The following is a 23,466-nucleotide window of genomic DNA, read 5'->3' as shown; positions in this document are numbered from 1 at the left end:
AAAAATGAGAAAACAGCAAAAGTTGGAATAAAAAGCAAACGGTTAAAAGCTGGCTGGGATGAAGATTATTTGATGAAGGTTTTAACCGTGGGCAAACTGAGTGTCTAATTTAGACCCGTTTGCCCTACTTTCAGAAAGTCTTAAAAAGACAGATTAAAACTTTTGGATGTTCCCAATTATGAAAACGAAAGTATTTATTATATTGGCTTTTGTAGCCTTTTTCTTTCTTCGTTTGTTTTTAAGTCCCAAGCCTTCGCTTCCTATGTCGAATGTGATGAATACTATTCATGAAGATACTCGATATGAAATGCTTGTTTCAGGAGATTTGGTGAAAGAGGGTACTTTGGGACAATTTTACGGTTGTATCAAAAACTATAAAGATATAAGTCCTGGTAGTCAGTTTGTTCGTAAAGAGTATAGAACTGAAGCTATGCCTTTTAGACTAATTCTACCTGAACATATCTTTAGGCTAGATTTTTCAGGCACAACAACTATTACCACATTAGTAAATGCCAATATTAGAGGTGAAGATGGTTGGATAACAAGTACTGACACTTATTTAGTCAAATGTCCACTTGAGCTTTTGAAGTAAAAGCTGGTTATTATTGCTATAACTGTTGTTCGCTCATCAAGTTGAATTTTAATTGCCTTAGACTAGGCGTAGCCTCAGCTGCTACGCCTAGCTTTTCCAATTCATAAGCAAACTGTTCTCGCCAGATTTGTGGTTGACCTTTTTTGATGTGTAGTCGTTTGCCATCAAAGCCGAGGTTGTTGATGGTGAGGTGAACGTGGGGGCTATCTGTGTCGGTGTGCAATGCGAAGACATATTGGTAGTTGTGTGAGAACGTCTTTTTCGCAAATTCTCTTACTGCTTGTTTGACTGCTTTGGGTTCAGTGCCGTTTGGCATCGAAAGGACAAGGTGGGAGGTGTAGCGAGTATTCTCTTTTTCAACGAGAGTATCTAAGCTCCAAGATTTTGCCATTTGGTGCAGTGAGTCGGTATCTTGATAAACCAGTCCTTGCTCATCTTCTACATCAAGCTTTCCATTTCGGCTAATATAATCAAAATGTGCTTGAATGTGGCTAGAACTTCGGCAGTGACCACTGACTTTGACCATAACTTCTGGTGGTTTTTTTAGATATGAACGGGATGATTTTACTCGGTTGGATTTATGCTTGACATCACCTGATAGCAAGCCAGATATTTGATCTTGAATTAAGCTATTCATGAATGTTCCATCGGCTACGATTTTTATGGAGCAGCTTATAGACTTTGGTTTTATGCTCTTCAATTCTGAGTGACAAGGCTTCAATCATTTCTTTGGTGATCTTGTCGCTTTCCCGAAATTCAATATTCAGCACTCTAGCAATTTGATTTAGGTTACGACCAATGGCTGCAAGCTGACGGTTGGAGTCTCGTAAAACGCCCATTTCTTCTTTGGTAAGAATTGGTTCTCTGTAAAGGTTAGCCATGACAGCAGCATTAACCCAGCTGGTTTGATAAAAGTAACCCTCAGCTTTCGCTCGGCAACTTAGTTTTTTAAGGTTCTCAGTTGATAGCCGAATGGTGATTTTGTTGTTACGGATTGCTTTAAAGTCTTCAGTGTTTGAAGCTTCAGGTGATACTCGATTGATCAGCATACGCAGCATTTCAGCTTCACTCATGCCATGTGAATGACAAAACTGCTTCCAGTTAGATTTCTCTATTTCCGAGAGCAAAGTCTTAGTAATAATGGCTCCCATGTCTAAACCTCCAAAGCACTTGCTACTCTTAAAGGTTATGCCACGCTGAGAGTGAAATAGCCATGTATAAAGGTGAGGTTTTGATGGTAAAAATGGCTTTAGTACCAAATGCCAGCAAATTTGGTACTAAATGCCATCTTTTTGCGAATCCTGCATTAGAAATTAGAGAGTGTTTTTAGATTTAGCCTTTTCAGACATTCCCTGAGCCATACCAATCACGACTTCCTTCAATGAAGCGTTTTTTGCAGTAGGATAGCCATGCCAATACTTCATAACTGTAGGTGTGAACTTTGAGAAATATCCCCTCTTGAAAATTGTATTTGTAGCGTATTGGGTGTATTTAATACCGTTGTTAGCTAGGACTTCTTCAGTTGTTTTACCGACAATATAAAATTGTATTGGATGCCAAATATTTCGATTCTGTTCCAAGCCTAATTTATTAAATTCTGAAGTGATGGTTTTGGATAGGTTGCTTTCTGCGTGGGCGTGGGTAACTTCATGGAAGATCATTTCTAAACTGGCATACCCCTGATAATCTGAGCGTGAGCTGTTGATCATGGTGTAAGGCCATTCGTGGGTAAATGCACCATTTCGATGACCAGCGAAGTAAACAATATCAACTGGATGCTCATTTGCAGCAAACAGAGGTGCTTCAAATCTGTCTTCAAGTCGAGTTTGAATCTTTAGACCATATTTATTTAGTTTTACAAGAAGGTCACTAAGCCATGCTTTATTGTATTCATCATGTGTTTGCCATAATTTACTTTTGTATATAGGAAATGCTTGCTTGAATAACTCAAGATGTTTTTTGTTCTCTAGTTGAATGCGCATACCATCTTGATATTGAGTCAGTGAGCGTGAAACGTTTTGTAGCCAAGGCATTGTCCGCATAGCTGACCGCCTTTTACCAATGAAATTACTTTTATAGTAAGCAACCAACTCACGGAGTTGAGCTTGCTCTTGTTGGGTTAATGAGTCTTGCCAACCTTGCTCAGTAATATCATTACCCGTTCGAGCCACTTCAAAGATGAAATGATGAAGGTTAACGGCTGGATTACTTTTAAATTTAATCTGATTCCAAGAGCCAATCTCTTTTGCGTTTAATGATGAAGATAGGGCACATAAGCCTAAAAGAAGTAACGATATTATTTTTGTTTTCATTACGGCACATCCTAATTGTGTTTAAAAAAGCAGTCAGTAGGGTAGAATGATAAGCCTTAGTTTTCAATGAGATTGTCATCATGGGATTTCAAGAAGAACCAACAGGTTATATCAAAACGGTTGTTTCCGACCTTCAAGGTGATTGGGAAAATCTTAGAGATGCAGTACTAGAGCATTTCGACTTTCCTGATTCTGATCGTTTGATATTCCATGTCTATGAAGGCATGTCTTGGGAGTCAGTGCGTAATCTCGAAAAAATGAAACAAGAGATCATTCTTATCAAGAACATTGCTAATCAAACTAAGGTACATGAAGATATCAGTTTTTGGATCTCTAGTGTCCATGATACTTTTGAACGTACCTTAAAAGCGATAGAGGAAGGCGAAGCCGAGTAATCATATTGATTATCGAGAATATATTGAATGCTAACTTATTTTGAAACTCCAGCGGTCATTGATACTGGCTCACTACTACCTTATTTAATAACGATTCTCATACTATTGATGAGTTATCGAGGAGTGAAAGTTTTTCACGATAGATTTATAAAGCAATCATTGAAAATTGAATACTATCAGGTCGTGATCCTCTTGGTCATATGCTGTTGTTTTAGTTTAATAGCCATAAATCAGGATCGGGGTCTTATTGAACAAGTTACAGAAAGCAAAATTTTTACTGTAACTGGTGAAGTTACAAATCTGCATACAGAAAAAGCAGCAAGTAGAGAAGAGAGCTTTGAGGTGAGTGGGGTCAAATTTTCTTATAATGATGTTGCAACGCCAAAGTATTTCTTCGCAAATCGTAAGTACCAAGATGGCATTATTCAAAATGGAAGGAAAGTGAAAGTTGAATACATTAAAGACGATGAAACAAATTTGATCATTCGTTTGGATTTTAAAGCAACCAATTGAATCTGTGTAAGAGTGTACAGAAGCTTTTGCAGCTCCACTTATAAATTTTAATATTGCCACTTCAAGGAAGGATTGTGAAGAAAGTCTTAATTCCCGTTTCAGGCCTCTTTTTTTGTAATAGTTATATGCAGTTTTCAGCGGAAAGTTCTAATCCAATCTTGGGCTGGATTTTTATTTTACTCGGGGTTGGAACGATTATAAGTTACTTCAGAAAAGATTCGTCAGGTATAGAGTAGAGGGTTTGATTATAAATGGATTTATCAATTTACCTTGAGATAATTTTCGGTTCGCTTTGGTATCTGATCCCGTTTTTTGTTTTTATAGCAATCATCAAGTCCGCTTGGTTTAAAGGCGTGCTTGGTGAGTGGATGGTTAATTTGCTGTTTAAGCTTTTCTTGGATAAGAGCAAGTACCATGTGATCAAAAATGTCACCTTGCCTACAGCTGACGGCACAACCCAGATTGATCATATCATCGTGTCTCAGCTCGGGATCTTTGTAGTAGAAACTAAGAACATGAAAGGCTGGATTTTTGGTAATGAAAACCAAAAGCAATGGACGCAAAAGATTTTCAGACACGCATCTAAATTTCAAAATCCATTATATCAAAATTACAAGCACACCAAAACACTAGAAGCTTGTTTAGGTATCAATTCAGAACATATCTTTTCAGTCATTATTTTTATAGGTGACAGCGCTTTTAAAACACCTATGCCTGAAAACGTGACGTTCGCTAGAGGTGGTGTTGAGTACATTAAGAGCAAGACAGATATAGTTTTTACTAACGAACAAGTAACGGCTTTTATCGAGCAAATTGAATCAGGGCGATTACAACCAAGTATCAAAACCAATGTTGAGCACATTAGGCATGTAAGAGAAATCGTTAGTAATAGAAGCAGCGTTCAAACTTGCTCTAAATGTGGTTCAGATATGGTGCTAAGAAAAGCTGCAAAAGGTAAGAATGCTGGTAATGAGTTTTGGGGCTGTAGTTCGTTTCCGAGGTGCAGGAATGTTCTACCCTCATAATAAAGGCGCAATGAAATTATGTTGTTCGAATGAAAGGCTGCGTTTAAAAAAATACCTGTCAATTTTTCGGTTGCTGGCTACTCCTTAAATTTCATATTGTTCCCATCTCAATTGAAGAAGGAAGCAACATGGAATTTAAAGAACTTCATTATCAAAGCAATGCTTTACTGGTAGCAAATGTTTGGGATGTGTTTAGTGCTCAGTTAGCAGCCAAATCTGGCTATAGTGCTATTGGAACTTCTAGCGCTGCAATTGCGAAATCTCGTGGTGTTGAAGATGGTGAAAATATCCCGTTTTCAGAACTTGTATCCCTAGCAAAAAATATCATCACTCAAACTTCACTTCCACTGACTGTCGATATTGAGGCTGGTTATAGCCGAGAACCACAAGAGATAATCGATAACATTGTAGCCTTAGCTAGAGTTGGGGTAGTTGGAATAAATATCGAAGATAGTGTTGTTGAAGAAAAAAGGTTACTGAAAGATCCAATTGAGTTTTCCGAATTGGTTTCCCGAATAAAGCAGACCTTATCAGAACTCGATTTACCAATTTTCATCAATGTACGTACTGATACGTTCTTAATTCCAGTTGAAGAGCCGTTAGCTGAAACGCTTAAACGAATCCGGCTTTATGAAGAGTCTGGAGCTGATGGGATGTTCATTCCCTGTATCGTTGAGGAAAGCGATATTATCAGTGTGGTTTCTACCACAGGGTTACCAGTAAATGTAATGTGTATGCCAAGCTTACCTCATTTTCAAAAACTCAATGAAATTGGGGTAAAACGGATCAGTATGGGTAATTTTATATTTGAAAATATGTACAGTCATTTTGAGAAAAGTTTAGTTCGGATAAAAGAGGAAAAATCTTTTCAATCGATTTTCCAATAATGATTTTCAGAGCCATTGAAAAAACACTTACGAGATCTTTTTTCCAAAAACTTTTTGCTGTGTGGACACTTGGTGGACATAAAAAGAAAAAAGACCTAGCTCGATGAGCTAAGTCTTTGTTTTATTTGGTGGAGGCGGGGGGATTTGAACCCCCGTCCAGAAAGCCTACATCCAAGGCGCTACATGTTTAGTCTTTCTATTGGTTAACCTGAAGAAACTCCGAAAGACAGGATTTTCTCAGGCGAGTTTGGTACTGTTTCGCGGTTCACCCCCAAACAAGGTTCCCTCGCTATCAAATGTGAGATGACCATCCAAATACTCTGCCCATTTGAGAAACGTGAGCAGGATGGCTAGCTAGCCTAAGCTGCTAGAGAGATGTTATCGTCGTTTGCAACTATAACTTTGCGGCTTTTTACGAGGCCAACCGCCCCTCGACATGCTCCCAGGGTTTCGTGAATCCTGTCGAATCCTAATCGCCCCCAGACTTTAAAGTATACCTATTAAAGTTTACCTCAGCCAGAAGTTATTAAAAGGTATAGGATTAAGTGTTCGTTAATTCAGCAGTTTACTTTTTTAACGAGTCTTTTAAGGTTCGTGATTTTTCGCGTTGCCAATCACGCTCTTTGCTGGCATCACGCTTATCGTGTTCTTTCTTACCTTTACCTAAACCAATCTCCACTTTTACCCATGCACCTTTTCTCCAATATAGAGATAGAGGGACGATGGTGTAACCTTGGCGATCAACTAAACCTTCAAGTTTGTCGATTTCTCGGCGCTTAAGTAGCAGTTTTTTCAGGCGAGCAGGTTCGCAGTAGGTATGAGTAGAAGCCGTATTCAAAGGAGTGATGGTGCAACCATGCATCCAGCATTCACCTTCTTTAATGAATACGTAGGTGTCAGCAAGAGTCACTTTACCCATACGGAGTGATTTTACTTCCCAGCCTTGTAGCTCAAGACCTGCTTCAATTTTCTCTTCGATTTTGAATTCGAAGGTGGCGCGCTTGTTACGGACAATACTTCCGGGCGCGGCTTGTTTTGATTTTTTCTTTCCCATGGGGGCATTATACGCTTCTAAACAGAATTGTTAAATTGGATTCACTTGATGTAGATGAGATTTTTGGTATTCGTGGTAAAATCTTGGCAAAATTTTTACTTTTGGAATGTCATGCCTATTATCGCTCGAAGTATGCTGGTTCGATACAGTGCTATGCAGATGTATGAATTGGTTAACGATGTTGAATCATATAAAGAATTTTTACCCGGTTGCGTTGGTGGTAAAGTGATAAGTTGTGATGATGAAAGCATGGTTGCATCGGTCGATGTCAGTAAAGCAGGAATGAAAAAGACATTTACTACGCGTAATGTTTTAATTTCTGGCAAGTCTATAAAACTAGAGTTAGAGAATGGGCCATTTAAGTATTTGAATGGTGAATGGAAGTTTATAGAACTTGCAGAAGACGCATGTAAAGTTGAGTTTGAGTTAGATTTTGAATTTTCTAGTTCATTGATTGATTTTGCTTTTAATAAAGTGTTCAAAGAATTGATGGGTTCTATGGTTACGGCCTTTACCCAGCGAGCCAAAGTTGTTTACGGAGTTTAATCATGAATCACGAGCCTGAACACATTATGATTGATGTGGTTTATGCATTACCAAAGCAGCAAAAAATTATTTCAGTGAATGCGAGACTCGGAGCCACGGCTATTGAAGTTCTAAAACAAAGTGGTATGCAAACTTTTTTTCCTGAAATTGACTACGATAATGTCAAACTAGGGATATTCAGTAACTTAATTAAACCAGATAGAGTGATGGAAGCCGGAGAACGACTAGAGATTTATCGTCCTTTAATTGCCGATCCTAAAGATGTACGTCGTCGTCGAGCTGAAAAAGCAGTTCAAGAAGGACGAGCCAATAAAACCACTGGCAGTAAAATCAAATAATATCGTAGTCTTTGAAAGGCGGCTGAATTTCAGCCGCATGAATGACTACTTTTGAGTTTGAGAAGGTAACTGACTTTGCTCTAGGGGGGTATTGAATTCTTTGCTTAATTCATAATCCCCTGTAACTTTTGATAGCTTATCATTTTTAAAGTGTAAAATGAGTTCTTTATGAATGACGCTTGCATCACGTCCACTTTTGAAGTGGTAAACATAGTACCAAGTATTGTCTGCAAAGCTATCGCGTAAAACTGGGTGGCCAAGTACGTATTCAGCTTGGGCTTTGGTCATATCAATGCGCAGTTTATCAACTTGCAATTGATCCATGTAGTTGCCCTGAGCAACATCTGGTTTATAGATCAACCAATCAAACACACTACAAGCACTCAATGAAACTGAAAGCGCTGCTGCGCTCAAAAGGGTCAATCCTTGTTTTTTATTGATCATACCAACCACGGCTTTGTCTAATTATTTGGGCAATCATACCCAAGCTATCCTTATGATTACAAGGGCAATGAGGCTTTGGAGTGGCATATTGCTGATAAGTTCATTTCATTTATTGAAAACTCGTTCATCTAGCCATTTTATTTTCATATATTACGGAATGCATATTTACAATGTATAGATATTCTTAATTAGCAAATAAATAACATATTTGCGGTGTGTGATTTTGAGCGTTCACATTTTACCTGATGATTTTATTGTAAAAATTGTGTTGTGTATTTATTCTATTTTATGTAGCTTACGCCTTTTGAAATATAGAATGTAACATCAGTGTTACGAAAGAGGTGCTGAGTGGGCTCACTTGTCTGTGTTGGAACTGGATTACAGTTGGCTGGTCACATAAGTGTTCGTAGTAAAAGCTATATCGAACATGCTGATGTGGTGTTTTCATTGATGCCTGAAAGTTTTGCTCAAAACTGGCTAGAGCGACTTAATGCTAATGTCGTGAATTTGCAGCCTTACTACGCTCAAGAGGGCGAAGTTAAAAATCGCCGAGATACATACAGTGAAATGGTTGCTGTCATTTGCCAAGCGGTTAAAGAGGGTAAAAAAGTCGTTTGTGCGCTTTATGGTCACCCTGGAATTTTTGCCTGTATTTCTCACCTCGCAATAGATCAACTTCGAAAAGAAGGCTTTGATGCTCATATGGAGCCAGGCATTTCAGCCGAAGCTTGTTTGTGGGCTGATTTAGGTATCGATCCTGGTAATTCGGGTCACCAAAGCTTTGAAGCCAGTCAATTTATGTTTTATCAGCATACGCCAGATCCAACCACTCATATGTTGTTGTGGCAAATAGGTATTGCTGGTGAGCATACTCTTACCGAATTTCATACCAATTCAGATCGTTTACAAATTTTGGTTGAACAATTAAATGAATGGTACCCACTCGAGCATGAGGTTGTGATTTATGAAGCGGCTAATTTACCTATGTTCCAACCAAGAATTGAACGACTTCAATTAAAAGATCTGCCTTTTGCTGATCTAACTTGTATTAGTACTTTGTTAGTTCCACCTGCAAAAAAATTGGAATTTAATTTGAAGGTCTTAAGTAAGCTTGGGATTACTCCAAGTGATATAGGGTAAAAATATTTTAATCTGATAATAATGGAGGGTATATGTTAGATAAGTTTTTAACTCAATTGGGTGAAGATACAGAATTATGTGAACGTTATAAAAAGAACCCAAAAGAGATCATGGAAAGTTATGGGCTGACAGATGAAGAAATTTCAGCGATGCTGAGTGGTGATTTGTCTAAAATAAAAGATTCATCAAATTTTCAACAAACTAATTTTATTATTTTTATATTAAGCCCTAATGAAAAGTAGTGTAATCAGTTTTATATTAACAGCCACCATTCTGGTGGCTGGTTTTGCTCATTCTCATGAAAGAGAAAGTTTGTCCCCACAAGATATTTCGAAATTACAATCATTAATAAATACAGATGTCTTATATGTAAAAAAAGAAGTTGATAGACTCTTAAAGTTAAATTCAATAACAAACGAACAAAAAGTTGATTTGTTGATCATTAAAGCTACCAGTGAAATCTATTCTGGAGAGTACAACTTAGCACAAAAGCTACTAGCAGAAGCAGAGAGTAATGCGGAAAATAGAGCTCAAAAAATTAGTATTTATCAAAACCTGAATTCCGTTTACTTGACGACGCATAATTATACAGAAGCTCTTGCAGTTGCAAAAAAACAGTTAGAAATCATCTATTCAGTTCCAGATATTTCAATACAAGTAAATGTCTATATACAGTTGATGAATTTATTTCATAACCTTTCGGCACTGGACTACGTAAAGTATTATGGTGAAAGATTAAAAGAAATTTCTAATGGGAAATATGTATTTCAGGAATGTTTGGTTGACTTTTTTCTAGCGGCTAGGCTTAAGGAGCTTAATGAAGTCCAAAAAGCAAAAAGCGCTTTAAATAGCATAATAAATAAATGTGAGGGCCAGCAGACACTGGTTTTACATGGTTTAAGCTATAGAATCATGGGGCAAATGAATATTGACACTGGTCAGTTTGCCTTAGGACTTGATGATTTAGCAAAAGCTAAATCAATTTATAAAAAGCTAAACTATTCACTTGAAATGCACACCGTTAAAGTCAATGAAGCTTTGGCTTATAAAGGGTTAAATCAACTTGATAAGTCTTATGAATATGCGATGAGTGTTGTAGAGCAACCTGATGGGGTTAGTCTTTATGGGGCTAAGCAAACGGCTCATCAAGTTTTAGGTGAAATTGCCTATCAAAAAAAAGCTTATCAAAAAGCTTATCATCATTCTCAAAAAGAGCAGTTTTACCGTAACTGGTTATTTGATGATGCAAAGGCTAAAAGGCTTGCCGTTGAATCTGCTAAGTTTAACTTTGAAGAACTTGAGCGTGATCTGATGTTTGCAGAAAGTCGTGGTTATATGATTTCTGGACTTGAATTGAAGCACCGTCGAAAAATCGAAACCTTAGAGGCAGATGAAAGATATAGGGACACAGTAATTGTTATTTTGCTTGGCTTACTTATTGGAAGCTGGGCTGTTGGAATTGCGCTAGTTCTTCATAATCTCAGGGATAAAGTGACGGGTTTAGCGAAGACGGCAGATGGTAGCATACGGGGTTGGAAAACCTATCAGCACTCAGATAAAACTAAGGAAGGTTTTGGTGTAGCGATAATTGAACTCGATAACATCATGCAGCTTAAAGATCATTATGGTGAATATGTTGGAAACCAAATTTTAAAAGATGTCGCTACCTTGCTTAAAAACTGTGTTGGTAAAGGTAGAGCCTATCGTGACGATTTTAATCGTTTTTATGTGTATTTTTTATGTGATAATCAGAAGCAAGTTGCTCAATCTTTGGAAGAAATATTTACAAATATTGGCAATATTCATGGTAGTTTCAAACAATTACCATTTCAGGTTAGAGCCAGCATTGGGTACGACATACTTGAGCGAGGGTTAGATAAAAATGCATTTTACGATGCTACTTCTCATGCAAGTGCAGCTCTTGATGAAGCAAAAAAATTAGGTGGCAATAAATTGATACCATATTCTGAAGATATTGATAATCAGAATATAGAATGCAATCGCCAGATGCGTTTTGTGCAGTTCATCGATCCTAAGCTAATGGGGCCTGCAGGTAAATTAATCCCTTAACTCTTAAGATGATCCAACCTTAAGGTTGGATCATCAGTTTATTGTCGTTACAGTATGGCAATTCATCATTAATTCTAACATTTCTATGAACGACTCTGTGGGACATCAATTAATCGATGCCATCAATCAAAAAATGCCATTCGGTAAGTACGCAGGTACACCTCTGTTATTGTTACCTGAACCTTACTTAGTATGGTTCAAGCAAAAAGGGTTTCCTAATGGGAAATTAGGTGAGCAGTTAGCATTAATGTATGAAATTAAGCTTAATGGATTAGAGTCAGAGCTGATGTGCTTTTTGCACTCCAAATAAGATGGTATTCTTCACCGGACTATAAAGGTTAATTAGGTATTTATTAGATGTCTGAAATTAGTAAAGAAACCCTTGAGGCATTTTTTGCCGAAACTCGAGAGTTTACCCAACAAGCAGAAGCGAACTTTAATATTGATGAAGTGTGTCGTTGGTCGTACTTTTTTGGTGATACCAGTGAACAGAAGCTGACAAACCTTGGTAGTCACCTTGAAAGTGAAGGATACGAACCAATTGGCTTTATTGAAGCCGCTGCAGATGATGAAAATCCGGATTTGATTTATTTACGCGTCGATATGGAAGAAAAGCATTCGGTAGAATCATTACATATGCGAAATCAAGAGTTTTTTGCCTTGGTTAAAGAATACGATATTGAAGCTTATGAAGGTATGGATGTAGGCCCTATTGATGAGGTTACAGCTGAATAGCTTTTAAAATTTCTGAGAAAAAGCTTGCGTCTGTTGCTCTTTGGTTTCCAAAGAAATCCCGGGCGTAAAGTTTTCTACGGTGTCATTATCTGTTGCTGTATCAGAAGATTCCTCTTGTTTAAAAAAATCATCAGGTGCATAAATACAATAATTTCCATTACTGCCACCAATAAATGCTAAGTCATTTGTTTCTGAAGGCGTGTCTGGTATCCCAGAAACCTTTAAAAACAATTTGGTAACTTCTTCAAGAATAGAGTATAAAACTTCTTGCTCAAAAGTGCTTATTGGGAACGGAAATGGCTTTTCATTTTCTGTATTTTGATTCTTGACTTTTCTAAATTGAAAATGCTCCCATTTTTCATTTTTTCCGTCATTACACTCTAGCGTGAGATCAACTTCATCCCAATCACATCTATTTCCTTCAGCAATGGTTTGAGCTTCCTTTTGAATTTGCTCTTCAAGGCTTAGGAAGTACTGTAATTTCAATGCATGTCTGGACTCAGTATTGGCTTCTAAGAATAGAGTGTTGAAAATTTTATCTAAAAGTATTTTGTCATTAAATTCAATAGAGTAAATATATGAAGGAAGAAAAAAGCTTGGGTTTTCTTTTTTACTTTGTAAACGTTTCGCTATTTCTGCTTGGAATGCAGCAAGAAATATCTTTTTGTATTCAAGTCGTTCAAACTCAGCAATAACTGCTTCTTTATTCCTTGAGTCCAATGATAACCAATTGCGGTCTTTATGTTTATAAGCTATTGCACATCTAAGTAAACTTTCTGAGCAGGTTTTGGTCATCAACACCTGTGAAGTTGTCACGTCTGGTAAAGGTTCGGCTTGGTAGTTTTCGTCGAAGTAATCTGGGCTTGCAAGAAACTCATAATGATTATTTTCAGCGACGATCAACGCAATTGGCGTCCCCATTTGAACTGTATGTTCGGGAGAATAAGAGTTGGTGTAGAAGTCAAGGCCTTGTTGGCAACTTAAAAAGATACCGTCAACGAAATGAATGAAAAACTGCTGAATAGCACGTTGATCCATTGCTGTTCGTGATTGTGGAAAGTCATGTAAATTAGCTCTAACCTGAAGAGATATAAAGAGTATAAAGCGGGCTCTTTCAATGGTTGCGTTAAAGATATTTTCAGCAAATTTGGGGTGGCTGGCAAAATAATTTTTTATGTAGTCAGGCAATTGATGGACATGATTGATTGCCACGGTAAATGAGGTATTAATGGCATTTAAAAAGTGCGGTTTCACATTACATGCTAATAGTTTTTGAGAGACTTGCTTTCGACTTCTTTCGGTTAACCAAGAAGGGCTCTTGCAGTGTTTAGCTAAAAAACATCGTGGGTAGCATGCTCCATCAAGAGCAACACCATAAACTTCTAATTGTTTAAAATGAACTAAATTTTCTGTAGGGCGAGTGAAATAATCGGGTGTGTGTTTAATGGTTTCATCATATTGGCTTTGGATAGCGTCCCTCATGGGGGAGCCAATATGAAATAATTGCAACACTCTTGAAAACCCGGTTTCATTTAGCTTGATTCTATTGCCTTCCTTAGTCGAAACAATTGTGACCTCATAAGTCACAAATTGATCAACAAGCACTTTATGTTGATCGCAAACCGCAAATGTTACCTTTTGACCATCTTTGGGGGCAGGGTAGCATGATAAGTCGACACAACTATAAAGCTTTTGGGTTTCAAAATTCCAAGTAAATAGCAAGTTAACCTCAATAAATAGATTTGATTAGGTGTATCCAGTGAATGGCTTTGATTAGATATATCCAATAAATAACTTTGGTTAGACACACATTAACCCGATATTCATAAGTCTCAAGGTTTCTTAAGGAAGCTTCATTTAGGGGAAATGCAGTAATTTTCGCTGAAACGATGCCCCTTAAGGAGGTAGCGATTGAAAACTAAACGCAGTATAATCCAGCGCCCCGACAATTGAGTCGTCAGTGTTGGGTATGTTTATAGTTTTTTTGAGGTTAGACAACAATGAGTGACAACAAGATCAATCTACTAGATTTGGATCGTAAAGCGATGCGTGAACTGTTTGCCGATATGGGTGAAAAGCCGTTTCGTGCCGATCAATTAATGAAGTGGATTTATCACTTTGGTGTGTCTGATTTCGAAGAAATGAGCAATATTAATAAAAAACTACGTGCTAAATTGGCCGCTCGTTGTGAAATCGTTGCACCTGAGATTTCAAGCTATCAAAAATCATCAGATGGCACCATTAAGTTTGCAATCAATGTAGGCGATGGACAAGAAGTTGAAACGGTTTACATTCCAGAAGATGACCGTGCCACGCTATGTGTATCATCACAAGTGGGCTGTGCGTTGGAATGTACTTTTTGCTCTACTGCTCAGCAGGGATTTAATCGCAACTTAAGTGTTGCTGAGATTGTAGGACAAATTTGGCGTGTATCTGACTTTTTAGGATTCCAAAAAGAAACTGGTGAACGTCCTATCACTAACGTAGTCATGATGGGAATGGGCGAGCCACTCTTAAACCTTGCTAATGTGATTCCGGCTATCAAAATCATGCTTGATGATTTTGGCTTTAGTTTGTCAAAACGCCGTGTGACGGTATCAACCTCTGGTGTCGTTCCTGCACTTGATAAGATGGGAGAAGAGCTTGATGTTGCTTTAGCGGTTAGTATTCATGCTCCTAATGATGAATTACGTGATGAGTTGGTTCCGATAAACAAAAAGTACAATCTGGAAACGTTTTTAGCGAGTATTCGTCGTTATTTGGCAAAATCTAATGCCAACCGTGGCAAGGTGACTTTGGAGTATGTGATGCTCGATCACATTAACGATAGTACAGATCAAGCACACGAATTAGCTAAGCTAATGAAAGATACACCATGTAAGATCAACTTGATCCCATTTAACCCATATCCAGGTTCTCCTTATGGGCGCAGTTCAAATTCTCGCATCGACCGTTTTTCAAAAGTATTAATGGAGTATGGGTTGACGGTTATTGTTCGTAAAACCCGTGGTGATGATATTGATGCCGCTTGTGGACAGCTGGCCGGAGACATTCGTGACCGTACCAAACGTCTTGCAAAAAAACGCATGCAACAAGATAAGATATCAGTCACAATAGCCTAATCATATTGCAAAAAAATTAGGTACGTTATGAAACAAGGATGGCTTATTGGCTGTGTGGTTACGGCGCTTGTGCTCACGTCAGGATGCGTGACACAAAGGACTTATAAAGGAACAGAACGTCCAGTAACTGATCCTGGTTTTAATAAAGACAATGCCGCATTAGAAAGAATGCAACTTGGTTTGACCTATTTAAAACGCGGCAATACCGAACAAGCAAAATATAATTTAGAAAAAGCCATGGAGTATGCACCTAATCTTGAAGAAGTGCATATTGCCATGGCTTATTATTATCAAAAAGTTGGTGATACAGCCCGCACTGAACGCGCTTATGAAAATGCGATAAATAGTCGTAATGTCACAGGTGATGCGTATAATAACTTCGGTGTATTTTTATGTGAGCAAAAGAAGTTTAACCGCTCTGAAACCATGTTTCTCAAAGCCATTAACATGCCTAAATACACTCGAACGGCAGACAGTTACGAAAATTTAGGGCTGTGCATGGAAGCCAGCGGTGATTTATCTAAGGCCGCGAAATACTTCGAATTAGCTTTAAAATATGATCCTCGACGAGCCAATTCTCTCTTGGAATTAGCTAGAATTCAGTTAACATTAGAGCAATTGCCCGCGGCAAAAGCGAAACTTGAACAATATCATAGGGTGGCGATAGCCACTCCACTAAGTCTACAATTGGGGATTGATATTGCTCGAGCGCAAAATGACAATGATGCAGTTAAGCACTATGGATTAACATTATTAGCTAAGTATCCAAAATCACAACAGGCTAAGCAATATCGAGCAAGTATGCACTAATGACAGATTCAAATAATCCAGCGTCTGAAACAGACCAAAATAACTCTGAGCCTGAACATACTGTTGGCTCATTATTGAAAATGGCAAGAAGAGATAAAGGCTTAAGTATTGAAGATATCGCTACAGCCCTTAATCTTCGAATTGCAATCATTGAAGATATCGAAAACGATGAATTTGGTAACATGGCCTCTTCGACGTATGTTCGAGGATATATTAAAAATTATGCGCGCTATGTATCCGCCGACCCTTTTTTAATCAATGAATGTGTTGAAAAGCAATTAGCGACTCCAGTATCGCCTAGTATGCAAAGCTTTTCGAATAAGACATCTATGCAAGCGGCTAATAGTCAATGGATGTGGATAACGTATCTTATCATTGCCATTTTGGTGGCAATGTTATGTTGGTGGGGAATACAAAAATCCACTATGTTCTCAGGGTTAGTCGACTTATCAAAGCCTAGCCCAGAAGAGAAGCAAGAATTAATCAAAAAGCAAAGCACACAAATTGAACCAGCATCGACAGAAATTCATGTGGGTTCTTCTGCTGAGCCTAAAACTGAGACAGTTAAAGACAAAGCTGAAAAAGTTGACCTGCAACCTCAAGCGGTTGACCCCAGCAGCAGTCATAATATTCAAGAAAAAACTGAAAAACCTAGCCTGCTAACAGAGGTAGAAAGCGCTGCAGACGTTCCTGTATCAGCTATTTCTGTGGAAGATCATAGTGATGAACCAGTGAAGTTAACAGAAATTAATCTAACTTTAACTGGAGATTGTTGGATAAATATTCAAGATGCTACAGGAAAGGTTATTGTTTCTGGACTAAAAAAATCTGGTCGAGTGATCATTGCTGAAGGTGAAGCTCCTTTAAAAGCCATTTTTGGCGCGCCAGAGTCAATCCAACTTAAAGTCGATGGTGTGACTGTGGATATGGATAGGTTCCCAGCTGGTAAGACAGCCAGAATGACATTAGCCGAGAACCCATAATCAGCGTGAACTAGACTTCACTGAGTGGCTTGAGTGCCCTTACACAAGTTGCAGGCAGTACGGAGAAATTTTATGTATAGCGAAAATCCCATCAAAAGACGTAAATCAACACGTATTTATGTGGGAAAAGTACCTGTAGGTGATGGTGCACCTATCAGCGTGCAGTCCATGACAAATACAAGCACTACCGATGTTGAGGCAACGGTTGCGCAAATTAAAGCTTTAGAAAATGTCGGAGCGGATATCGTAAGGGTATCAATTCCAACCATGGATGCTGCTGAAGCTTTTAAAGAAATCCGTAAGCAAACAGAAGTTCCTTTAGTTGCTGATATCCATTTTGATTATCGAATTGCGCTTAGAGTTGCTGAATATGGTGTAGATTGTCTGCGTATAAACCCAGGTAATATCGGTAATGAGCAGCGAGTTAAAAGCGTTGTTGATTGCGCTCGTGATAAAAATATCCCTATTCGAATAGGGGTAAACGGTGGATCATTAGAAAAAGACCTCATGGACAAATACAAAGAGCCAACACCTGAAGCTCTTGTTGAGTCAGCCATGCGCCATGTCGATTACTTTGATAGATTGAACTTCGACCAGTTTAAAATATCAGTAAAAGCCTCTGATGTATTCCTAGCTGTAGAGTCATACCGACTACTGGCGAAAAAAATTGATCAGCCATTGCACTTAGGTATTACCGAAGCAGGTGGAAAGAGAACTGGCGCGGTTAAATCAGCTATTGGTTTGGGCATGCTCCTTTCTGAAGGCATTGGTGATACTTTGCGTGTTTCACTAGCTGCGGATCCTGTAGAAGAAATTAAAGTAGGCTTTGATATATTAAAGTCACTTCGTATTCGCAGTCGTGGTATTAACTTTATTGCGTGTCCATCGTGTTCTCGTCAAGAGTTTGATGTGATCAATACCGTGAATGCGTTAGAAGAAAGGCTTGAAGATGTATTAACGCCAATGGATGTTTCTATCATCGGTTGTGTTGTAAATGGTCCTGGTGAAGCGTTGGTTTCCGATTTGGGTCTTGCTGGCAGTAATCGAAAAAGTGGTTTTTATGAGGACGGTGTTCGTCAAAAAGAGCGTTTGGATAATGATGATCTGGTTGACAAAATGGAAGCAAAAATCCGTGCGAAAGCAGCCATGTTATCTAGCCGTATTGATGTTCAAGATAACAGCTAAATCACGATTAAGTTAAGTTTTTGCACCTACGCTTAAAAAACGCCTATAATGAGGCGTTTTTTTATTTTTTGTTTTATTAAATCATTCGAGTCTAACTGTGGCAAAACAGATCCAAGCGATTCGCGGAATGAATGACATTCTGCCTACTCAAACTCCCCTTTGGCAAAAACTAGAGTCTATCCTGCGTGCATCAGTGGCTAGCTACGGATATGCAGAGCTAAGAACTCCGATAGTTGAGAGCACCGATTTATTTAAACGTTCTATTGGTGAAGTGACCGATATTGTTGAAAAGGAAATGTACACCTTTGCCGACAATAATGGTGACAGCTTAACCCTTAGACCAGAAGGTACGGCTTCGACAGTGCGTGCTGGCAACCAAAATGGCTTGCTCTATAACCAAGAGCAACGTTTGTGGTATATGGGCCCTATGTTCCGTCATGAGCGCCCTCAAAAAGGTCGCTACCGTCAGTTCCATCAATTCGGTGTCGAAGTTTATGGTATTGCAACAGCGGATGCTGATGCTGAAGTATTAATGCTTTCAGCTCGACTATGGGAAACTCTTGGTATCAAAGAACACGTTGCACTTGAAATTAACACTCTAGGTGACAGTGAAGAGCGAGCGGCATACCGTGATGCACTTATTGCATTTTTAGAAAAGCACATTGATGTATTGGATGAAGACGCTAAACGTCGTATGTACAGCAATCCATTACGTGTTCTAGACACTAAAAACCAAGACATTCAGGCTATTCTTGTTGATGCGCCAGAACTGATGGATTACTTAGGTGACGATAGTAAGCAACATTTTTCACAATTATGTGAACTACTTGATACTGTTGGAATCCAATACACGGTTAATCCTCGATTAGTTCGCGGATTAGACTATTACAATCGCACTGTATTTGAATGGGTAACATCGAGCTTAGGTGCGCAAGGCACGGTTTTAGCTGGTGGTCGATATGATGGACTGGTGAGTCAATTAGGCGGTAAAGATTCTCCTGCGGTTGGTTTTGCCATGGGTATTGAGCGCATTATTTTGTTGCTACAAGAATTAGGACTAGACCAAGATGTCGCTCCAATTGTTGATGTTTATGTGACGGCCATGAGAGCCGGTTGCTATCCTCATGCGGTGCAAATTGCTGAAAACTTGCGTGAATCATTGCCAAGCCTTAGAGTAATGAGCCACTGTGGTGGTGGTAATTTTAAAAAGCAAATGAAGCGTGCGGATAAGAGTGGCGCTCAGTTTGCCTTAATCATCGGAGAAAATGAGCTAGCGAATAACGAAGTTGGCGTAAAAGATCTTCGAGGTGGAAACGAACAACAAATGGTTGCCCGTGATGAATTGGCAGCTTTTCTTAGAGAACGGATTTAAGAGGTCAACGCGTGGAAATTTATAGCTCAGAAGAACAACAAGTTGAAGCTATCAAACGCTTTTGGAAAGAGTACGGTAACTCGATCATTATTGGTGCCGTTGTTGGTTTAGGTGGGCTTTATGGTTGGAATTATTACTCTGATCATCAAGTAGGTCAGGCTCAAAACGCTTCTAATGCCTATCAAGCAGCAGTTAATGATGCCACTGACGAATCTAAGTTAGCTGGTGACATCGCAAAATTTACAAAAGAGCATGATCAGAAAGGCTACCAAGCCATGTTGCAATTGCAATTGGCTAAAGCAGCAGTTATAGCTGGTGAGCTTGATAAAGCGGTTACTGCTCTTAAAAGTGTTATTGCAGCAAAACCAGGTTATGGCTTTGAAGAAATGGCCACACTTCGTTTAGCGAGAATTCAAGCTGAAAAAGGATTAGTAAGCGAAGCTCTTTCCACTCTTTCTCAAGTAACCAATGACGCTTTTGCACCTCAGCGTGATGAATTAAAGGGAGACTTGTTGGTACGCCAAGGTGACGTAAAGCTAGCGAAAGAAGCCTATGAATCGGCTCTAGCAGCAGAAAAAAATGCCAACAATCCAGTATTGAAAATGAAGCTGGATAACCTACCACAAGCTTAATAGTAAGGAACAGCATGAAGTCTTGGTGTAAAAATTTGCTTGCGGCGAGTTTAAGTGTAGCGCTCTTGTCGGCTTGCTCATCAAATGATGATGAAGTAAAAATTAATCCATTACCTGAAATTCAGGAAACGGTTTCTCCAAATATTAATTGGGAAACTTCGGTTGGTGATGGCGTTGGCGCTTATTACTCTCGCTTACGACCTGCTATCAATTACGGCAAAATCTATGCTGGTAGCCGAGATGGTGAAGTCATTGCTTATGATCAAAAGTCCCATGAGCAATTATGGGAGCAAGATTTAAATCAAGTGATTAATGATGCTGGTATTGAGAAAGATTTTTTATTGGCTTCTGGCTTAACGGTAAGTCGCCATAAAGTGTTTGCAGGTGGTGAGTCTGGTGTGTTGGTTGCACTTGATGAAGCAACAGGTAAGCCATTGTGGCATGTACAAACTGGTGGCGAGCTTATTTCTACACCAACGGTAGGTGATGATCTTGTTGTTGTAACCACCGGCAATGGTTCGATAGAAGCGTTTGACGTTGATACCGGTAAGCAAAAATGGGTGCTTGATAATCCATTGCCGCCGCTTACTTTACGTGGAACTGGCGCGGCTAATTACGAAGGTGGTGGTTTCTTTGTAGGTACCGCTGATGGCAAAGTACAGGTCATTGTGCAACAAAATGGTCAGATTGCTTGGGAAACACCAATTTATAAGCCTCAAGGTGGCAATGAATTTAGCCGCTTAGCCGATGTAGATATGAAGCCTTTGTTATCTGGCGGCAAAATCTATGCGGTTAGCTATAACGGTAACTTAGTATCTATGGATGCGCGTAGTGGCCGTATTTCGTGGTCACGTAAATACTCCAGCTTTCACGAATTAGCTGAGTCTGGATTAAGCTTATTTATGGTGGACAGTGATAGCCGTATTTACTCAATTGATAAGCGTAACGGCTTAGAATTATGGAGTAACTCGGAGCTACTCAACCGATCACTCACTTCTCCTGCGGTAATTGATAAATATATTGTCGTTGGTGATTACGAAGGCTACTTACACTTTATCGACCGCACATCAGGTGTGATTGAAGGTCGTGTCAGAGTTGATAGTGACGGTTTGTATGTTCAACCTGTAGTGGTTGATGGTAAAATATACGTTCAAGGTCGAAGTGGAACACTTGCAGAAGTAACGCTTCCTTAAGACTTAATTGAACAAAATTAGATTAAAGCCCTTGGTTCAAAAGTGCCGAGGGCTTATTTTGTTTCTAAGGTGGCACTTTTCAGTGATAGCCAGTTTAGAAACCCAGTAGTATATAGAGGCATAAAATGATCCCTGTAGTGGCGCTTGTTGGTCGTCCGAATGTTGGTAAATCGACCCTGTTTAACCGTCTTACTCGTACTCGAGATGCACTTGTTGCCGACTTCCCCGGGTTAACCCGTGATCGAAAATATGGTCGTGCCTTTTTGGCAGGTTATGAGTTTATCGTGGTTGATACTGGTGGTATCGATGGTACAGAAGAAGGCATTGAAACCAAAATGGCAGAACAGTCATTAGCGGCGATTGAAGAAGCCGATGTGGTTTTATTCATGGTTGATGCTAGAGCAGGGTTAACAGCAGCGGATCAGGCCTTAGCCGACCATCTTCGTGTGCGTGATAAAACCACCTTCTTAGTTGCCAACAAAGTTGATGGCATTGATGGTGACTCTGCCATTGCTGAGTTCTGGGGGCTAGGCATTGGTAATGTTTACCAAATGGCGGCTTCACAAGGTCGTGGTGTAACTTCAATGATTGATCAGGCTTTAGCACCTTATGCTGAAGCCATGGGAATCGACCGTGATAAAGAACTGGAAGATCCTGAAAAAATCCGTGAGTACACAGAAGAAGAAGCGGAAGAAGAACAAAAGCGTTTGCAAGAATTACCGATCAAGTTAGCAATCATCGGTAAGCCGAACGTTGGTAAGTCAACACTAACAAACCGTGTTCTCGGTGAAGACCGCGTTGTCGTTTATGATGAGCCTGGTACGACTCGTGACAGTATTTATATCCCAATGGAACGTGATGATCGCGAATACATTGTTATTGATACTGCTGGTGTTCGTCGTCGCTCTAAAGTACATCAAGCCGTTGAGAAGTTCTCGGTAATTAAAACCCTAAAGGCCATTGAAGACGCTAACGTAGTGTTGATTGTTATTGATGCTAGAGAAGGGATCAGTGAGCAAGACTTAGGGTTACTAGGCTTCGTATTGAACGCAGGTAAGGCACTGGTTCTTGCAGTAAACAAATGGGACAACATGAGCAATGATGACCGTGAGCGCGTTAAGAGCGAACTTGATCGTCGTCTAGGGTTTATCGACTTTGCTCGTATTCACTTTATCTCTGCACTACACGGTACTGGTGTTGGTCATATCTTTGAATCGATAGAAGAAGCCTATGACAGTGCAACTAAGCGTGTGAGTACTTCAATGCTGACTCGTATTATGCAGATGTCGCAAGATGATCACCAACCGCCGATGATCAATGGCCGTCGTGTGAAGCTTAAATATGCGCACGCAGGTGGTTACAACCCGCCAATCGTGGTTGTACATGGTAATCAGGTTTCAAAGCTGCCTGATTCGTACAAGCGCTATATGATGAACTACTTCCGTCGTTCATTGAACATTGTAGGTTCACCAATTCAGTTACGCTTCCACGAAAGCTCAAACCCATTTGAGGGCAAGAAAGAGAAGCTAACCTTAAGCCAAGAGCGCCGTCGTAAACGTGCAATGGCGCACTTGAATAGTCGTAAAAATAAAGAGTAATGAATGAAAGGGACTTTAAAGTCCCTTTTTTGTTAAAGAATTAAGAAAGGTTAATTACTTGCATATTCAATTCAATTCTATAATGGCTGCTAGATAAAGAATTGAGGGTTACAAAATATGTTTGGTTTACGCTTGTTTGATCCTAACCCATTAGGCTTAAGTATTTATAAATGTAACCATGATAAGTTAGTAAAGTTAAGCAATGGATCATATGTATCAGAGCAAAATGGACCTATTGCAGGTCATAATTCCTTGCCTATTAATGGGCAAATAGAAATTGAAGTGTTAAACGAACGCTCTGCAAAGCTCTATCTTGCCACCTTTAATAATAAGCAGCTTAAAGAACTTGAACGGGTTAGTAATGGTTTTGCTGATTTGTGCTTATCTCAGGGCCGAAGAGTGATAGGCAAAAGTGGTCAAACAACCTCAGCGCTAAAAGACTACATAGTGCAAAAGCTAGAAGACGAATCCGTCATGAGATTGGTGAGTTGGTATAGACAGTAAAACGTTTTAAACCCTT

At 39.2% G+C, this 23,466-nt stretch carries 26 protein-coding genes, 1 other RNA gene and 1 pseudogene; 21 read left to right on the top strand and 7 right to left on the bottom strand.

Features of this window, described 5'->3' with window-relative positions; translation table 11 throughout:
• The first annotated feature begins 178 nt into the window (after positions 1-178).
• A complete protein-coding gene (locus tag D5018_RS09730) occupies positions 179-592 on the top strand; it encodes a hypothetical protein (RefSeq protein WP_121838812.1) in 414 nt (137 codons plus the stop codon).
• Between the two features lie 16 nt (positions 593-608).
• Here the strand turns inward: D5018_RS09730 and D5018_RS09725 are convergent, their stop codons facing one another.
• The 3 genes from D5018_RS09725 to D5018_RS09715 all read right to left on the bottom strand — a co-directional run bounded on the left by D5018_RS09725 (position 609) and on the right by D5018_RS09715 (position 2,904).
• Entirely contained in the window at positions 609-1,229 is a 621-nt protein-coding gene (locus D5018_RS09725) for a relaxase/mobilization nuclease domain-containing protein (RefSeq protein WP_121838811.1), read from the bottom strand.
• Entirely contained in the window at positions 1,222-1,743 is a 522-nt protein-coding gene (gene mobC / locus D5018_RS09720) for a plasmid mobilization relaxosome protein MobC (RefSeq protein WP_121838810.1), read from the bottom strand. Before mobC ends, D5018_RS09725 begins: the two co-directional genes overlap by 8 nt.
• A gap of 162 nt (positions 1,744-1,905) precedes the next feature.
• Positions 1,906-2,904 (bottom strand): hypothetical protein, encoded by a 999-nt coding sequence (locus D5018_RS09715; protein WP_121838809.1) that lies wholly within the window; start codon positions 2,902-2,904, stop codon positions 1,906-1,908.
• An 80-nt stretch (positions 2,905-2,984) separates the two neighbouring features.
• On the opposite strand from D5018_RS09715, the gene D5018_RS09710 reads away from it, so the two are divergent.
• The 4 genes from D5018_RS09710 (at position 2,985) to D5018_RS09695 (ending at position 5,724) form a co-directional block, all read left to right on the top strand.
• Positions 2,985-3,299 (top strand): hypothetical protein, encoded by a 315-nt coding sequence (locus D5018_RS09710; RefSeq protein ID WP_121838808.1) that lies wholly within the window; start codon positions 2,985-2,987, stop codon positions 3,297-3,299.
• Between the two features lie 27 nt (positions 3,300-3,326).
• A complete protein-coding gene (locus D5018_RS09705) occupies positions 3,327-3,812 on the top strand; it encodes a hypothetical protein (RefSeq protein WP_121838807.1) in 486 nt (161 codons plus the stop codon).
• A gap of 251 nt (positions 3,813-4,063) precedes the next feature.
• A complete protein-coding gene (locus tag D5018_RS09700) occupies positions 4,064-4,837 on the top strand; it encodes an NERD domain-containing protein (RefSeq protein ID WP_121838806.1) in 774 nt (257 codons plus the stop codon).
• 128 nt (positions 4,838-4,965) lie between these two features.
• The gene (locus D5018_RS09695) at positions 4,966-5,724 is read left to right on the top strand and encodes an isocitrate lyase/PEP mutase family protein (RefSeq protein WP_121838805.1); all 759 of its coding nucleotides are present in this window, start codon (positions 4,966-4,968) and stop codon (positions 5,722-5,724) included.
• Positions 5,725-5,850: 126 nt separating this feature from the next.
• Here the strand turns inward: D5018_RS09695 and ssrA are convergent.
• Together ssrA and smpB are read right to left on the bottom strand one after the other, a co-directional pair.
• Positions 5,851-6,205, bottom strand: a transfer-messenger RNA (tmRNA) gene (ssrA, locus tag D5018_RS09690).
• Positions 6,206-6,289: 84 nt separating this feature from the next.
• Positions 6,290-6,778 (bottom strand): SsrA-binding protein SmpB, encoded by a 489-nt coding sequence (gene smpB / locus D5018_RS09685; protein WP_121838804.1) that lies wholly within the window; start codon positions 6,776-6,778, stop codon positions 6,290-6,292.
• Between the two features lie 111 nt (positions 6,779-6,889).
• Here smpB and D5018_RS09680 point away from each other — a divergent pair, with 111 nt between their 5' ends.
• Together D5018_RS09680 and D5018_RS09675 are read left to right on the top strand one after the other, a co-directional pair.
• On the top strand, positions 6,890-7,324 hold the full coding sequence (locus D5018_RS09680) for an SRPBCC family protein (RefSeq protein WP_121838817.1): 435 nt from the start codon (positions 6,890-6,892) through the stop codon (positions 7,322-7,324).
• Positions 7,325-7,326: 2 nt separating this feature from the next.
• Positions 7,327-7,662: an RnfH family protein gene (locus tag D5018_RS09675; protein ID WP_121838803.1), complete on the top strand. Its 336-nt coding sequence runs from the start codon at positions 7,327-7,329 to the stop codon at positions 7,660-7,662.
• Positions 7,663-7,722: 60 nt separating this feature from the next.
• On the opposite strand, the pseudogene D5018_RS09670 reads toward D5018_RS09675, so the two are convergent.
• Positions 7,723-8,106: pseudogene (locus D5018_RS09670) on the bottom strand (outer membrane protein assembly factor BamE); the annotation flags it as partial.
• 348 nt (positions 8,107-8,454) lie between these two features.
• Here D5018_RS09670 and D5018_RS09665 point away from each other — a divergent pair.
• The 5 genes from D5018_RS09665 to D5018_RS09645 all read left to right on the top strand — a co-directional run bounded on the left by D5018_RS09665 (position 8,455) and on the right by D5018_RS09645 (position 12,051).
• Complete coding sequence (locus tag D5018_RS09665) at positions 8,455-9,246, top strand: SAM-dependent methyltransferase (RefSeq protein WP_121838801.1); 792 nt, start codon at positions 8,455-8,457, stop codon at positions 9,244-9,246.
• A gap of 32 nt (positions 9,247-9,278) precedes the next feature.
• Positions 9,279-9,488, top strand: a complete 210-nt coding sequence (locus D5018_RS09660) for a hypothetical protein (RefSeq protein ID WP_121838800.1) — start codon at positions 9,279-9,281, stop codon at positions 9,486-9,488.
• Positions 9,478-11,316: a diguanylate cyclase domain-containing protein gene (locus D5018_RS09655; protein ID WP_121838799.1), complete on the top strand. Its 1,839-nt coding sequence runs from the start codon at positions 9,478-9,480 to the stop codon at positions 11,314-11,316. The genes D5018_RS09660 and D5018_RS09655 overlap by 11 nt, the downstream gene beginning before the upstream one ends.
• Before the next feature lie 97 nt (positions 11,317-11,413).
• A complete protein-coding gene (locus tag D5018_RS09650) occupies positions 11,414-11,626 on the top strand; it encodes a DUF3820 family protein (protein WP_416351539.1) in 213 nt (70 codons plus the stop codon).
• Positions 11,627-11,673: 47 nt separating this feature from the next.
• Positions 11,674-12,051: a ribonuclease E inhibitor RraB gene (locus D5018_RS09645; RefSeq protein ID WP_121838797.1), complete on the top strand. Its 378-nt coding sequence runs from the start codon at positions 11,674-11,676 to the stop codon at positions 12,049-12,051.
• 3 nt (positions 12,052-12,054) lie between these two features.
• Here D5018_RS09645 and D5018_RS09640 read toward each other — a convergent pair whose 3' ends face one another.
• Positions 12,055-13,773, bottom strand: coding sequence for a hypothetical protein (locus tag D5018_RS09640; RefSeq protein WP_121838796.1), 1,719 nt, complete (start codon positions 13,771-13,773; stop codon positions 12,055-12,057).
• A 278-nt stretch (positions 13,774-14,051) separates the two neighbouring features.
• Here D5018_RS09640 and rlmN point away from each other — a divergent pair, with 278 nt between their 5' ends.
• The 9 genes from rlmN (at position 14,052) to D5018_RS09595 (ending at position 23,450) form a co-directional block, all read left to right on the top strand.
• Complete coding sequence (rlmN, locus tag D5018_RS09635; protein ID WP_121838795.1) at positions 14,052-15,173, top strand: dual-specificity RNA methyltransferase RlmN; 1,122 nt, start codon at positions 14,052-14,054, stop codon at positions 15,171-15,173.
• 27 nt (positions 15,174-15,200) lie between these two features.
• The gene (pilW, locus tag D5018_RS09630; protein ID WP_121838794.1) at positions 15,201-15,983 is read left to right on the top strand and encodes a type IV pilus biogenesis/stability protein PilW; all 783 of its coding nucleotides are present in this window, start codon (positions 15,201-15,203) and stop codon (positions 15,981-15,983) included.
• Positions 15,983-16,966 (top strand): RodZ domain-containing protein, encoded by a 984-nt coding sequence (locus D5018_RS09625; protein ID WP_121838793.1) that lies wholly within the window; start codon positions 15,983-15,985, stop codon positions 16,964-16,966. The genes pilW and D5018_RS09625 overlap by 1 nt, the downstream gene beginning before the upstream one ends.
• Before the next feature lie 72 nt (positions 16,967-17,038).
• Entirely contained in the window at positions 17,039-18,151 is a 1,113-nt protein-coding gene (gene ispG, locus D5018_RS09620; RefSeq protein ID WP_121838792.1) for a flavodoxin-dependent (E)-4-hydroxy-3-methylbut-2-enyl-diphosphate synthase, read from the top strand.
• A 97-nt stretch (positions 18,152-18,248) separates the two neighbouring features.
• Positions 18,249-19,523: a histidine--tRNA ligase gene (hisS, locus tag D5018_RS09615; protein WP_121838791.1), complete on the top strand. Its 1,275-nt coding sequence runs from the start codon at positions 18,249-18,251 to the stop codon at positions 19,521-19,523.
• Positions 19,524-19,534: 11 nt separating this feature from the next.
• On the top strand, positions 19,535-20,155 hold the full coding sequence (locus tag D5018_RS09610) for a YfgM family protein (protein ID WP_121838790.1): 621 nt from the start codon (positions 19,535-19,537) through the stop codon (positions 20,153-20,155).
• 14 nt (positions 20,156-20,169) lie between these two features.
• Positions 20,170-21,348 (top strand): outer membrane protein assembly factor BamB, encoded by a 1,179-nt coding sequence (bamB, locus tag D5018_RS09605; RefSeq protein ID WP_121838789.1) that lies wholly within the window; start codon positions 20,170-20,172, stop codon positions 21,346-21,348.
• A gap of 125 nt (positions 21,349-21,473) precedes the next feature.
• Positions 21,474-22,946 (top strand): ribosome biogenesis GTPase Der, encoded by a 1,473-nt coding sequence (gene der, locus D5018_RS09600; RefSeq protein WP_121838788.1) that lies wholly within the window; start codon positions 21,474-21,476, stop codon positions 22,944-22,946.
• A 117-nt stretch (positions 22,947-23,063) separates the two neighbouring features.
• Positions 23,064-23,450 (top strand): hypothetical protein, encoded by a 387-nt coding sequence (locus D5018_RS09595; RefSeq protein WP_121838787.1) that lies wholly within the window; start codon positions 23,064-23,066, stop codon positions 23,448-23,450.
• Positions 23,451-23,466 lie beyond the last annotated feature (16 nt).

Origin of the sequence: Parashewanella curva (assembly GCF_003675895.1) — a bacterium.
GTDB lineage: Bacteria > Pseudomonadota > Gammaproteobacteria > Enterobacterales > Shewanellaceae > Parashewanella > Parashewanella curva.
The sequence above is the reverse complement of the archived record's forward strand: the minus strand, read 5'-3'. Positions and strand labels throughout refer to the sequence as shown.